The sequence below is a fragment of the Saccharopolyspora sp. NPDC049426 genome (assembly GCF_040676935.1).
Lineage (GTDB): Bacteria > Actinomycetota > Actinomycetes > Mycobacteriales > Pseudonocardiaceae > Saccharopolyspora.
Genome location: NZ_JBFAPZ010000003.1, coordinates 279,606 through 292,529 on the forward strand (window position 1 = coordinate 279,606; position 12,924 = coordinate 292,529).

The window sequence follows — 12,924 nt, forward strand, 5'->3', positions numbered from 1 at the left end:
TCACCAGTCCGTGATCGAGCCGTCGCGTTGCCGCGCGACGGGCAGGTAGGCGGGCTCGTACGGGTACTTCGCTGCCAGCTCCTCGTTCAGCGCCACACCGATGCCCGGCGCGTCGCCGGGATGGAGGTGGCCGTCGTCGAACGACCACGCTCCGGGGAAGACGTCGCCGACCAGCGGGTCGTAACCCATGTACTCCTGGATCGCGAAGTTCGGCGTGGCGAGGCCGACGTGCAGGCTCGCCCCGAGCGTGATGGGCGAGACGTCGGAGGGCCCGTGCGGCGCTCCCCTGACCTGGTGCACATCGGCCAGGGCGTGGATCTTGCGAATGTGGCTGATCCCGCCCGCGTGGCTGACGGCAGCGCGCACGAAGTCGATGAGCTGGTGCTCGATGAGCCTGTGGCAGTCCCAGATGGAGTTGAAGACCTCGCCGACGGCCAGGGGCGTGGTGCTGTGCCCGCGCACCAGCCGGAGGGCGTCCTGGTTCTCGGCGGGCGTGACGTCCTCGAGCCAGAACAGATCCACGTCCTCCACCGAGGCGGCGAAGCGTGCCGCTTGCTGGGGCGTCAGCCGGTGATGAGCGTCGTGCAGCAGCTCGAGTCCCTCCCCGACGTGCCGCCGCACCTCGGCCAGCAGACCGGGGACGTGGCGCAGGTAGGCGCTGGAGTCCCAGACCTCTTCGGGCGCCGCGGTGGAACGTGCCGCGGGCTCGTACCCGCTGCTGTCGCGGTGCACCCCGTAGACCGTGTCGAGGCCGGGGATGCCGGATTGGACGCGCACGGCGCGGAAACCGCGCTCGCGGAGCGCGTCGACGGCGTCGAGCAGCGCGGGCAGCTCCCAGCCCATCGCATGGGTGTAGGTGAGCACGCGGTCGCGAACCGCGCCGCCGAGCAGCTGGTACACGGGCTGGCCCAGGGTCTTGCCCTTGATGTCCCAGAGCGCGACGTCGACCGCGCCGATCGCCGCCATGGTGACGGGACCGCGCCGCCAGTAGGCGCCGCGGTAGAGGAGCTGCCAGGTGTCCTCGATGCGGCTGGCGTCCCTGCCGATCAGCAGGGGGGCGACGTGGTCGCGGAGGTAGGAGGCCACGGCCAGCTCACGCCCGTTGAGCGTCGCGTCTCCGTAGCCGACGACACCGTCCGCCGTGGTGATCTTGAGCGTTACGAAGTTCCGCGTCGGGCTGCACACGACGACCTCGGCGCTGGCGATGCGGTCGATCATGAGACGGACTCCGTCGACGATCGGCCAGCTCGGACGACGTTGCGCAGCGGCACTCCCCGGATGAGCCTGGCGATGTTGTCGGTGATGTCGTCCACCCGACCAAGGAACGTCTGCCTGGTGATGCCGGAGCTGTGCGGCGTGAGGATGGCGTTGGGCAACGTCGCGAACGGCAGAGAAGCGGGCTCGCCCGCGCCGTCGGCGCCCGGATAGGCGTACCAGACGTCGATCGCCGCGCCCGCGATGAGCCCGCCGGACAAGGCGTCGAACAGGGCGCGCTCGTCGACGACGGGACCGCGGGCGACGTTGACCACGATTCCGCGCTCACCGACGTCCCGCAGCTCGCGCTCGCCGATCAGCCCCCGCGTGCCCTCGGTGAGGGGAACCGCGACGACGACCACGTCGGACTCCCGCAGCAGGGACCCGAGCCGGGTGATGTCGCCGGCCCACCGCAGGCCCTCCGCACCGGCGTCGGTGCGCCCGCTGGCGGTGACGGCCACCGCCTCGCAACCGAAGGCCCGGAACAGCCGCCACGTCTCCCGGCCGATGTGGCCGAACCCGACGAAGCCGATGGTGGCGCCGTGCAGCGTGTTCGGCTGCGGGATCGCCGGGTCGTGGACGGGACTCGCCCACCGTCCTTCGCGCAGTGCCCGGTCCGCCGCCGGGATCCCCCTGCGCAGCGACACCGTCGTGGCCACGACGTACTCGGCGATCGCCGCCTCGTGGTGGAAGGTGTTGGCGACGGCGACGCGCTCGGGCAGGTCGGTGATCGCGATGTTGTCGGTTCCCGCTCCGGCCACGTGCACCAGGCGGAGCTTCGGCGCGGCGGCCGCCATCGACGCGGTGAGAACACCGCCAACGTAGACCTCGGCTTCGGCGAGATCGTCGAGCACCGAAGCGTCGTGCGGCGAGCCGTGCCAGGACACCGAGCACCCGGGGACCAGAGCGTCCTCCAAGCGGGCGCGATGGGGCGCGAGGTTCCGGTCCGTCACGATGATCTTCATGCTTCTGTGCTCCCTGCTGGGCGGGCGCCACGTGCGCGCGCGGGACCCGTGGATCCCCGCACCACGAACTGAGTCGGCAGGTGGATTTCCCGGTTGGGGGCGGCGGGTTCCGCGGCCCGCTGGTGCACCAGGTCGAGGCTGATCACACCGGCCTTCGCCAGCGGAACGTTGATGCTGCTCAGCGACGGGTGCGTGAGCTGCGCCAGCGGGGAGTCGTCGATGCCGACGATGCTGAGGTCATCCGGCACGGACAGCCCCATGTCCCGGACCCCGTTCATGACGCCGATGGCCATCGGGTCGTTGTGCGTCAGCACCGCGCTCGCCCCGGTGACCATCACTCCGGGAGCCGCCGCACGCCCGCCGGCCAGTGTTTCCTGCTGCCAACCGAGCAGATCGAGGTGCACCCGACGCTCCTCACAGAGCGCCTTGATCGCCTTGAGCCGCCGCTCGTTGGACCAGGACTGGGGCGATCCGGGGACGTACGCCAGGTGCTGGTGCCCGAGCGCGACGAGGTAGTCCACGGCTTGACGCAAGCCGTCCTCGGAGTCGGCCACCACGCAGTCGCAATCCGGCGAGAACCGGTTGACCAGCACGAGAGGCGTATCCCCGGCGAGTTCGACGATATCTTCGGCCGGCAGCCGAGGGCTGCACACCACGAGCGCGTCGACCCTGCCCTGGAGCTCGCCCAGCGCTTCTCGCTCGCGATCCGGGCTGTCATCGGTATCGGTCAGTACCACGGTCTGCCTGCGGTGCCAACCCTGCGCCTGCGCGGACTTGACGAACTGGGAGAACACGGTGTGCCCGACGTCCGGCACGATCACCGCCACCGTGGTAGCGGTCTGCTCGACGGCGGCTGGCCTGGCGGCGCCATACCCGATCTCATCGGCCGCCTGGATGATCCGGGCGAGGGTGGCCTGACCGAGGCGGTCGGGCGCGTTGAACGCCCGCGACGCGGTGGACAGGGAGACGCCAGCGCGTTCGGCGACTTCCGTGAGTTTGGGTGCCACGTGACCTGCCTCCGGCTACAGCTGCTGGAACGCCACCAACAGTGCAAGAGTTGTACAAGCAATGTCAATACTTGTACAAGTCTTGGTGCCGGTGGCGGGGCAGCACGACAAGGAGGTGGAGCAGCACCACAACGGGTTACCTCGGGAACGCCCGACCGTCGGCCTGCCGCCAGGCTGATCGAAAGCACCTCCTCACCGCCCGCGAAATCGGTCCGCCCGCGGCCCTGGCCACCTTCGATCCGCATTCGGCTCGGGTGCTCGGGCTTCCGCGCGACACCTCGGCGCTGAGCACCAACGCAACTCGCGATCACCAGCAGAACCCGGACCCGTGCCCTGCGGTGGGTCAGATCGCGGCCGGGGCCGGCACCTCCGGCCGCCGCAGCTGCGAAGCGCGCAGGTGGCGGCCCCGGGGTGTGGCGTCGAGGAGCTCGCCCTGGTGCACGACCACCCGGCCGCCGACCACCACCGTGGAAACCGCACCCCTGACGGCCAATCCGTCGAACGGCGAGTAGTCGGTCGCCATGTGCAGGTCGGCGTTGTCCACGGTGCGCACCGCCGCCGGATCCCACACCACGATGTCGGCGTCCGCCCCCGGCATCAGCGACCCCTTGCGGGGGTAGAGCCCGTTGAGCCGCGCGGGATTCGCGGAGGTCATCGCTACGAAGCGCTGCGCGGGAAGGCCGCGCTGCACGACGAACTCGGAGAACAGCACGGGCATCCGGGTCTCCACCCCGGGCAGCCCGTTGGGCATGTGCCGGACGTCGTCCTTGCGCTCCAGCTTCTGCGCGGTGTCGTAGCAGCAGTGGTCGCTGCCGACCGTGGTCACTTCCCCCGCCATCAAGCGAACACCCAGCTCCCGCACGGTCGCCGCGGAGCGCAGCGGCGGGCAGCACACGAAGCGCTCGGGATGCGCCTCGGCGTACTTGCTCTCGTCCAGCACGAGGTGATGGGTCACCGCCTCGGTGAACGCCCGGATCCCCCGTCCCCGGGCGCGAACGACCTGGTCCACCGCGGCCGGCGTCGACTGGTGCACGAAGTAGACCGGGGCGTGCACCGACTCGGCGATGGCGAGCACTCCCGCCACCGCGGCGTCCTCGGCCAGTTCCGGGCGGGTCCGGTGGTGATCCCCGGCGCCGATGTGGCCGCCACCAGCGCACTGGTGTTGCACGTCCTCGATGATGTGGTTGGACTCGCAGTGGATGACCGCCATGCCGCCCAGGTCCCGGAGGTGGGTCATCACCCGCAGGATGGTGTCCTCGTCGGCCATCGTCTCGCCGCGGTAGGTGGTGAACATCTTCACGGTGACGACGCCGTCGGCGACGAACGAGCGCAACTGCTCGGGGATGGTCTCGTCCCAATCCGTGACGCACGCGTGCAGGGCGCTGTCGCACACGCCCTGCCCGGCCTTCGCCCGCTGTCGCTCCACCGCCTGCGCGGGAGACTCGCCGGGCCGAGGGATGGCGAAATCGACGATCGTGGTGGTGCCGCCGAAGGCCGCTGCCGCAGTGGCTTGGAAGTAGCCATCGCGCGTGGTGTAGGCACCGGAGGTGAATCCGACGTGGCAGTGCGGATCCACACCGCCCGGCATCACCAGCTTGCCGGCGGCATCGACTTCGTCCAGCCCGCGCGGGCCGGTGCCGGGCTCGATCAGCGCGGCGATCCGCCCGTCACGAACCAGCACGTCCGCTGGAGCGGACCACGAGTCGGTGACCACCGTGCCGCCCCGGACGAGGAGCTCTCCACCGCCCGTCACGACGCCCTCCCCGTTGTGGCGAGGTGCGCCCGCCAGCCACCCGCTGCGCTGATGTCCACGACGCCCTCCGCGTCGAGCTGGTCGTCCCGCAGGCGCATGCACAGCGAGCCCGAACCGTCCGCCATCTCGATCACGCTGAGCTCCAACTCCTCGGGCTCGTTGGGCAGCAACCGTTCCCGCAGCAGCTCGTAGTCCACCTCGTACAGTTCGCCCGGGACCGAGCAGCCGCCCGTGGCGTCCGGGTGCAGGCCGGGGAACTCGTCCCGGACCGAGTAGAACCGGTACTTCGCGGCCGTGCTGGCCGCTCCGAGGAAACGGCCACCGGCGAGCGCCCCGTTGAGCTCACCTCCCGACATGGCCTGCCCGTTGACGAACATCCGCAGGCTTGTCATCTCCTACCTCCATCGCTCGGTGTTGTCGGATTCAGCTCGTGACGGCCGCGTCCGCGCACAAGCGCGCCGGGCCCAGATCATCGATCGGCAGCGGCGGACTCCCGCCCGCCACGAGCCGCGCCAAGGCGGAAGCCCACAGCGGGGCGAGGGTGAACGCGTAGGTCCCCCCGGCGACGAAGAACCCGGGAGCCCCGGGCACCTCGCCGATGACCGGCATCTCGTCCGGTGTTGCCGCCAGCGGCCCCGCCCACATCCGCAGCAGTTGCAGATCGGCGAGGAACGGCAGGATCCGGGCCGCCTGCAGCAGGTTTCCGCGCATGCTCGCCAAGCTGGGTGCGCTGCGCCCGGACAGGTCCAGCCGCTCGGCCGGCCACCCGCCTCCGATCAGCAGGTGCCCGGCGCTGACCTGCTTGACCGACATGCCTTCGCCGATGTGCTGCACGAGGTGGCGCATGATCGGCCGGACCCTGGTGGTGACGTGCATCTGGATCGCCACGGGGGTCATGTTCAGCCGGGTGCCGGCCAGTTCTGCGACCTGACCGATCCACGGCCCGGCGGCGTTGATAACCGTCGGGGTCGACCAGGTGCCCTCGCTGGTGCTGACCTGCCACGTCCGGCCGGTGCGGGCGATGCGGGTGACCGGTGAGAAGCCGCGGACCACGGCGCCGTGGCGGCGGGCGGCGGCGAGGTAGGCCGGGGCCACGAGCAACGGGTTGGCGTACCCGTCGAGCTCGCACCACGTCGCCGCGACCACCCGCTCGGACAGCAGCGGCAGTTCAGCCCGCGCCGCTGCGCCGTCGAGGACCTCGGTGCGCAGTCCCAGTTCGGCCTCCATCCGATTCTTCTCGACGAGTTCCCGGGTCTGCTCGGCGGTTTCGGCGACCATGAAGCCGCCGTTGCGGCGCACCTCCAGATCCGCGTCGAGCCGGTCTTCCAGGTCGCCCCACAGCTGCGAGGCCGCCAGCTGCAGCGGCAGGAACCTCCGGTTGTCGGCCGGGATGGGTTGTCCGGGTCGCCGGGTGTGGATCGCCTGGATGTGCAGGTTCCCCGCGGTCGTCCCGGACCCTTCCCGGTTGGGTGCCCGGCGCTCCAGCACGACGACGCGATGGCCGGCGGCGGCCAGCTCGTGCGCCGCGGCCGCACCGAGGATGCCGGCACCGATCACGACGACATCTGCGGTCGAAGTCGTCACGACGTCTCCTCGGCTTTCCCGCGGGACACCCGCGCCGGTCGGTTTTCAAGATCACGGAAGAGGAAAGGGGCAATCACGAGACCTCCTCGGCGGACTCGCCCATCGCGACCCGGATCGGCACCGGTTTGATCGGCATCCGGGCGGGGAACGGCTCGGCGGAGCCCGATGCCCCGCAGAGAGCGGCCACCGCCGGGGCGCATTCCCTGCCCTGGCAGGGCCCCATCCCGGCGCGCGTCGCACCCTTGACGCTGTTGCGGTCGTTCCAGCCGACCGCGTCCGCGGCGCGGATCTGCCCCGCGGTCACGCCCTCGCACCGGCAGATGACCGTGCGGTCGCACAGGCCGCTGACCAGGGACTCCGGTACCGGGTAGAGATTAGCGGTAACGGCGCTGAACGCCTCCCCGCGTTGCAGACGCCGCAGCGTCGCCCGTGCGGGCTCGGCTGCTCCGGGCAAGCCCAGGTCGGCGGCGATCGACGCCGCGGCGACCTCCCCGCGCAGCCGCGCCACGTGCACTCCGGCGATGCCGGCGCTCTCGCCCGCGACGTAGACGCCCTCGGCCGTGGTGCGCCCCCGACCATCAGTGCGCGGGAACAGGTCGTCCTGCCGCACTTCGCACCGCGCTCCGAGCAAGCGGACCAGCTCGGTGGCGGGCCGGAACCCGTAGGCGACCGCGAGCGCGTCGACGTCGTACTCGCGACCCACCTCGTGGCCGCCAACGGGTTCGATGCGCACCCGCTGCACGGTCCCCGAGCCGGTGGCTTCGGCGACCTGCCACCCCTGCAGCAGCGGAACCTTCCGGCGAGCGAGCACCGCGCGGTACGACGCGAACTCCGCCAGTCGCGCGGGATGCGCCAACGCCTCAGCAGCGCGCAGGCTCGGCCGGTACGGACGGTTGAGCTCGACCACGGCGGAAACCTCCACCCCGACGTCGAGCAGCGCGCAGCTGACCGGGAGCAGGAACGGACCCGTCCCGGCCACCACAGCGCGCTGCCCGACCGGAATCCGATCGCAGGTCGCCAGGTGCAGCGCGTACCCGGGTGTCACCACACCCGGCAGTTGCCAGCCGGGGAACGGGATGCTGCGCTCGAAGCCGCCGGTGGCGACCAGCACGGCCCGTGCCGACACCGATCGGGGCTCGTCCTCGGGGCCGGCGACCAGCAGCGTTCGCTCGTCCTCGCCGACGCCCCAGACCGAGCACTCGGTCCAGCACCGCACTCCGCTCGCCCGCACCGCTGCGATCAGCGAGGTGCCCTCCGGCCGGAAATCGCCGTGCTGCGCGAGAACCGAGCCTTGCCGACGCTTGAAGTACTGACCGCCGAGCTCCTCGGCCTCGTCGAGCAGAATCACGTCCGCACCGAGGCGGGCGAGGTGCAGCGCGGCGGACAGACCGGCCGGACCGCCACCGACCACCGCGACATCGCAGCTCTCGATCGAGCCCGCTCGGCGCGGATCACCGTCAACGCTCATCGTCGTGCTCCCGCCCCGTGCTCACGACCATGCCCGGCCGCACGTGCACCTGGCACGCCCGGTGAAGCCGCCCGTCGACCAACACCTCGCACTCGAAGCAGACACCCATCCCGCAGAACGGAGCCCGAGGTTCCTCCGTGACGAGATTGCGCCGCAGGACCCGAATTCCCGCATCGTGCAGCGCCCCGGCGAGGCTCTGCCCGATGGTTGCGGGAACGTCCACCCCGTCCACGCACACCGCTGTGTCGTCGCGCTGGCCGCTCATAGGATCTTCGCCAGGAAAGCTCGGGCGCGCTCGCTTTGCGGATGGGCGAAGAACTCGCTCGGCGCGCCTTCCTCGACGATCACTCCCTCGTCCATGAAGACGACGCGGTCGGCGGCGGCACGGGCGAACCCCATCTCGTGGCTGACGATCACCATCGTCATGCCCTCCTCGCGCAGCTTCACGAGCACTTCGAGCACTTCGTTGACCATCTCCGGGTCGAGCGCCGAGGTCGGTTCGTCGAACAGCATGACCTCCGGACGCATCGCCAGAGCGCGTGCGATCGCGACCCGCTGCTGCTGGCCACCCGACAGCTGTCCGGGGTAGTGATCGGTCTTGTCCGCCAACCCGACCAGCGCGAGCAGGTCTCGCGCCTCATCGCGCGACTCCGGTTTGGCCTGCCCGCGAACGTGCACCGGCCCGGCGGCGACGTTGTCGAGCGCCGTCATGTTCGGGAAGAGGTGGAACTGCTGGAAGACCATGCCCGTCCGGCGGCGCTGGACCGCCAGCTGCTTCTCCGCCACGCGGCGCCCGTCGGCACCGACCCCGAGGGGTTCGCCGCACACCGACACGGTGCCGGAATCGATGGGCTCCAGCATGTTCAGCGTGCGCAGGAACGTGCTCTTCCCGCTGCCCGAAGGACCCAGGACCAGGACGACCTCCCCGCGGCGCACCTGCAGGCTCACCTCGCGCAGGACGGTCAGCGGACCGAAGCTCTTGCAGACGTCACGGGCATCCACAACGCACTCCGGCTGCGCGGGCGCGGTGGATTCGATTCCACTCGTGCTCATCGGGTCTCCCCCACCAGTTCGGCGGACTGCGGCACCTGATGATTCGGCCGCTTCGCGGTCCCGGTGCCGTGCGATCGGTTGACGAGGGCTTCCAACCGCCCCTGCAGCAACGTCCAGACCGACGTCATCACCAGGTAGTAGCAGGCCGCGGCCACGAGTCCTTCGAGCACGCGGAAGTTGAGCTGGACGGCGTACTGGGTCAACCGCAACAACTCCTCGACGGCGATGATCGACACGAGGGTGGTGGTCTTGAGCAGGCCGTTGAGGCTGTTGCCCAGCGGCGGGATCATCACTCGAAACGCCTGCGGGAGGACGACGACCCGCATCACGGTGACCGGTTTCATGCCCAGCGCGCGTGCCGCCTCGAACTGGCCACGAGGCACGGACATGATCCCCGAGCGCACGATCTCCGACAGGTACGCCGCCTCGTTGAGCGCCAATCCGAGCAGCGCCGCCTGGATGGGGCCGAACTTGATGCCGAGCTGCGGCAACCCGGTGTAGATGATGATCAACTGCACCAGCAGCGGCGTACCGCGGAACAACCAGATGTAGGAGTTGGCCACGGCCCGAATCGATCGCGAGCGGGACGAGCGCATCAACGCCAGCACCAGGCCGACGACCAGGCCGACCACCATCGTGACGACCGTCAACCAGATCGTCGTCCACGCGCCTCGCAGCAGGGATTCGCTGCTGAGGAAGGTGAAGAACGCTTCCCAAGACCACATGTCAGCTCCCCGATCTCACTGCTGCACCGGAAGCGGTCCGGTGGTGACGGCGAGCTCGCCGTCGAAGCCGCTCACGCCGTACTCGTCGAACAGCGACTTCATCCACCCTTCGGCCCGCATGGCGGCCAGTTCCGCGGCGACGGCATCGGCCACCGGCCTGCGGTCCTTGGCGAAGCCGAGGGCCAGCGGCGCCCTGTTCATCCCGCGCACGACGGTCTCGAACCGCCCACCCTGCTGGTAGAACGACATCACCGATTCCACGATGGACGCCCCGTCGACCTGGCCCGCCGACAACGCCTGGAAGGCGTCGGCGTTCGTCTGGAAGGTCCGCAGCTGGATGGGCGCCTTGCCCTGAGCGATGAACTGCTCGTTCAACAGGTTGAGGGTGTCGAACTCGTAGCCGGGTGCTTCGACCGCCAGCGTGCGGCCGGAGAGGTCCTCACGGCTCTTGATCTGCTTCGGATTGCCCGCTGCCACCGCGACGCCGACGGCTTGGACCTCGTAGGGCACCAGGTTCATCGTCTCAGCGCGAGGAGGGGTGTAGAACATACCGGTGTTGATCAGATCCCACCGGTGCCCTTGGACCCCGGGGACCTGGGCGTCGAAGGGCACGTTGACGACCTCGGTTCGCAAGCACAGCCGTTTGGCCAGCTCGTTGGCGAGGTCGATGCGCATCCCGACGACCTCGTCGCCCTCCACGTACTGCATGGGCGGGAGCGTGGCGTTGGTGGCGTAGGTCAAGGTGCCGGGCTTGACCAGCTGGTCGTCCGGGACCTTGGGGGTGCAGTTGGCAGGTGCGGCGCCGGTGCCAGATCCACAGGCCGTGGCGCCGAGGGTGAGCAGTGCGGCTGACAGGACAGCGGCGATGAGGCGCATGTCCCCTCCTTGATCCGAATCGGGGTGTGGTCAGGTGGTCGGGCTGCCGCGGAGGAGCCCGAGTGAGTCGAGAGCAGCGGCCAGCGCGTCCAGGCGAGCCGGGTCGGTGAGGTCCAGCAGCGGCGGGCGCACCGCTCCCCCGGGCTGTCCCAGCAGGTTCATGGTGGCCTTGACCTGAGCGGTCGGATGCGCGAACTTGGCGCTGTAGTCGGGGTTCACCAACGCGGCGACCATCGCGCCGTAGAGATCCGACCACCGCAGCGCCTCGTCGCGGTCGCCGCGCCAGACGGCCTCGTAGTAGGGCACGGCGAAGGGCGCGCCGATGCCGCCGCCGTCGATGTTGCCGTCGCCGCCCACACCGAGCATGAATGCCATGCCCCGGCGGTGGATGAACCGGCCGAAGGTCCGCACCCGTCCGGCAACGACTTCAGCCGTGGCCATCGCCATGAGCTCGTCGCCGGTGCTGTCCTTGTAGGCCACCACGTTCGGCAGGTCGGCGAGGCGGTCCGCCGTGGCGGTGTCGATGTCGACCGCCACTCCGCGCGGCCAGTTGTAGATCATCCAGGGCAACGGGACCGCCTCGGTGACCGCTTCGTAGAAGCCGACGATCTCCTCCGGGGTCAGGTGCGCGTACGGCGGCGGCGTGGCGAGCGCGCCGTCCGCCCCGATCGACCGCGCGTGCTCGGCGAATTCGATGACCTCGGCCGGGGTGTAGCCGGTGCACCCGACCACGACGGGCGTCGACCCGCCCAGCACTTCCACGGCCAGTTCGGCGACTCGCCGCCGTTCGGCGGGTCGCTGCGCGAACCACTCGCCGGTCGTGCCGTTGACCAGCACACCGTGGACGCCCTGGTCTGCGTAAAGACGAAGGACGTTCCGCAGCGCCTGCTCGTCGAGCGCACCGTCAGCGGTGAACGGGGTGGGAGCTGCGGGCCAGTACCCCCGCCAGCTGACTGAAGTTCGATCCACGGTCGCTCCGCCTCTCTTGGAATCGATCCCATGAGACAATCGCACCCGGGCACAGCTAAAGCAATACTCGAAATGTCGCCTCGTGCGACAATCATGTTTCCAACCAGTATCATCGCCTTGCCCTTCCGCTCCGATCGGCGATCATGGAAAGTGTGGGAACGATTCCTCGTACAGTGACGTTGCTCGACGTCGCACAAGAAGCCGGCGTCTCCCGGAGCACCGCTTCCCGCGTGCTGTCCGGCGCGACCTCGATCAGCGCGGACGCCCGCGATCGGGTCGAGGCGGCGGCCGCCAAGCTGGGCTACCGCCCGAACCGGGCCGCGCAGAGCTTGCGCACCCGCCGGACGAGGTTGGTCGGGCTCGTGCTCAACAACCTCGTCAACGCCTCGTTCCACGCGATCGCGGAAGTGCTGCAGCAGCGCCTCGACGATCGCGGCTACCAGGTCATCCTCTGCGTGACCGGGGCCGACGAGGACCGCGAGGCGCGATACCTGGAGATGCTGGCCGAGCACCAGGTCGACGGTGTCGTCGTGATCGGCACCGGCCGGAACGTCGCGCTGCTGGAACGGATCGTCGCCGAAGGCATACCCGTGCTCAGCCTCATCCGCTGCTCCCCGGACGCTCCTGGAGAAGCGGTGCTCGCCGACGACTCCGATGGCGCCTACCTCGCCACCGAGCACCTCCTCGACGCCGGCCACCGGCGCATCGGCTACATCGGCGGACCGCTGGAAGCCAACTCCGGGCGCGAACGCTTCCATGGCTACGCCGCCGCGCTCACCTCGGCCGGCCTGCAGGTGGTGGACGACCTGGTGGTGCGCGGCCCCTTCCTGGAGTCCTTCGGCGAGAAGGCGCTCGCCGCACTGCTCGACCGCGACGACGCCCCCACGGCGCTCTACGTCGCCAATCACGAAGCGGCGTTCGGCGTGCTGCCCGAACTCCGGGAACGCGGCGTCAGCGTCCCCGACGACGTGTCACTGATCTGCCACGAGGACGTCAGCTGGTTCCGCTACTGGCAACCGGCCATCACCGTGATCGACAACGGCGCCGCCGAACTCGCCGAACTCGCCGCCAACCGCGTGCTCGCCGCCATCGAACGCGGCCCCGGAGACGCGCGATCCGGCCGAGCCATGCGAGTCGGCGCTCGACTGGTCCAACGCGCCTCGGTGACCAACCCACGCACCTGACGGGAGACACGACGAGCAGGCACCAGACCACCTGTGCACTGGGTTCAACGGCCCAGCCCACTGCGGGGCGGCGGTGTTTTCCCCCT

Annotated in this window: 13 protein-coding genes; 1 reads left to right on the forward strand and 12 read right to left on the reverse strand. The window is 70.0% G+C overall.

The genetic code is table 11. The features are described from left to right. The 12 genes from manD to AB0J78_RS07505 all read right to left on the reverse strand — a co-directional run bounded on the left by manD (position 1) and on the right by AB0J78_RS07505 (position 11,654). Positions 1 to 1,218, reverse strand: a complete 1,218-nt coding sequence (gene manD, locus AB0J78_RS07450) for a D-mannonate dehydratase ManD (RefSeq protein ID WP_363787809.1) — start codon at positions 1,216 to 1,218, stop codon at positions 1 to 3. Further along, positions 1,215 to 2,219: a 2-hydroxyacid dehydrogenase gene (locus AB0J78_RS07455; RefSeq protein WP_363787810.1), complete on the reverse strand. Its 1,005-nt coding sequence runs from the start codon at positions 2,217 to 2,219 to the stop codon at positions 1,215 to 1,217. Before AB0J78_RS07455 ends, manD begins: the two co-directional genes overlap by 4 nt. After that, the gene (locus AB0J78_RS07460) at positions 2,216 to 3,226 is read right to left on the reverse strand and encodes a LacI family DNA-binding transcriptional regulator (RefSeq protein ID WP_363787812.1); all 1,011 of its coding nucleotides are present in this window, start codon (positions 3,224 to 3,226) and stop codon (positions 2,216 to 2,218) included. The genes AB0J78_RS07455 and AB0J78_RS07460 overlap by 4 nt, the downstream gene beginning before the upstream one ends. A 343-nt stretch (positions 3,227 to 3,569) precedes the next feature. Next, the gene (hydA, locus tag AB0J78_RS07465; protein WP_363787814.1) at positions 3,570 to 4,979 is read right to left on the reverse strand and encodes a dihydropyrimidinase; all 1,410 of its coding nucleotides are present in this window, start codon (positions 4,977 to 4,979) and stop codon (positions 3,570 to 3,572) included. Further along, the gene (locus tag AB0J78_RS07470) at positions 4,976 to 5,371 is read right to left on the reverse strand and encodes a gamma-glutamylcyclotransferase (protein WP_363787815.1); all 396 of its coding nucleotides are present in this window, start codon (positions 5,369 to 5,371) and stop codon (positions 4,976 to 4,978) included. Before AB0J78_RS07470 ends, hydA begins: the two co-directional genes overlap by 4 nt. Before the next feature lie 31 nt (positions 5,372 to 5,402). Next, positions 5,403 to 6,563: an FAD-binding oxidoreductase gene (locus AB0J78_RS07475; protein ID WP_363787816.1), complete on the reverse strand. Its 1,161-nt coding sequence runs from the start codon at positions 6,561 to 6,563 to the stop codon at positions 5,403 to 5,405. Between the two features lie 73 nt (positions 6,564 to 6,636). Beyond that, positions 6,637 to 8,031, reverse strand: a complete 1,395-nt coding sequence (locus AB0J78_RS07480) for an FAD-dependent oxidoreductase (protein WP_363787817.1) — start codon at positions 8,029 to 8,031, stop codon at positions 6,637 to 6,639. Beyond that, a complete protein-coding gene (locus tag AB0J78_RS07485) occupies positions 8,021 to 8,296 on the reverse strand; it encodes a (2Fe-2S)-binding protein (protein WP_363787818.1) in 276 nt (91 codons plus the stop codon). The genes AB0J78_RS07480 and AB0J78_RS07485 overlap by 11 nt, the downstream gene beginning before the upstream one ends. Then, on the reverse strand, positions 8,293 to 9,084 hold the full coding sequence (locus AB0J78_RS07490; protein WP_363787819.1) for an amino acid ABC transporter ATP-binding protein: 792 nt from the start codon (positions 9,082 to 9,084) through the stop codon (positions 8,293 to 8,295). Before AB0J78_RS07490 ends, AB0J78_RS07485 begins: the two co-directional genes overlap by 4 nt. Then, on the reverse strand, positions 9,081 to 9,809 hold the full coding sequence (locus AB0J78_RS07495) for an amino acid ABC transporter permease (protein WP_363787820.1): 729 nt from the start codon (positions 9,807 to 9,809) through the stop codon (positions 9,081 to 9,083). The genes AB0J78_RS07490 and AB0J78_RS07495 overlap by 4 nt, the downstream gene beginning before the upstream one ends. 15 nt (positions 9,810 to 9,824) lie before the next feature. Beyond that, positions 9,825 to 10,685 carry a transporter substrate-binding domain-containing protein gene (locus tag AB0J78_RS07500; RefSeq protein ID WP_363787821.1) on the reverse strand — a complete coding sequence of 287 codons (861 nt, stop codon included), beginning with the start codon at positions 10,683 to 10,685 and terminating at the stop codon, positions 9,825 to 9,827. A gap of 30 nt (positions 10,686 to 10,715) precedes the next feature. Next, positions 10,716 to 11,654: a dihydrodipicolinate synthase family protein gene (locus tag AB0J78_RS07505; protein ID WP_363787822.1), complete on the reverse strand. Its 939-nt coding sequence runs from the start codon at positions 11,652 to 11,654 to the stop codon at positions 10,716 to 10,718. Positions 11,655 to 11,827: 173 nt separating this feature from the next. Between AB0J78_RS07505 and AB0J78_RS07510 the strand changes: the two genes are divergently transcribed. Continuing rightward, positions 11,828 to 12,838, forward strand: a complete 1,011-nt coding sequence (locus AB0J78_RS07510) for a LacI family DNA-binding transcriptional regulator (RefSeq protein ID WP_363787824.1) — start codon at positions 11,828 to 11,830, stop codon at positions 12,836 to 12,838. Positions 12,839 to 12,924 lie beyond the last annotated feature (86 nt).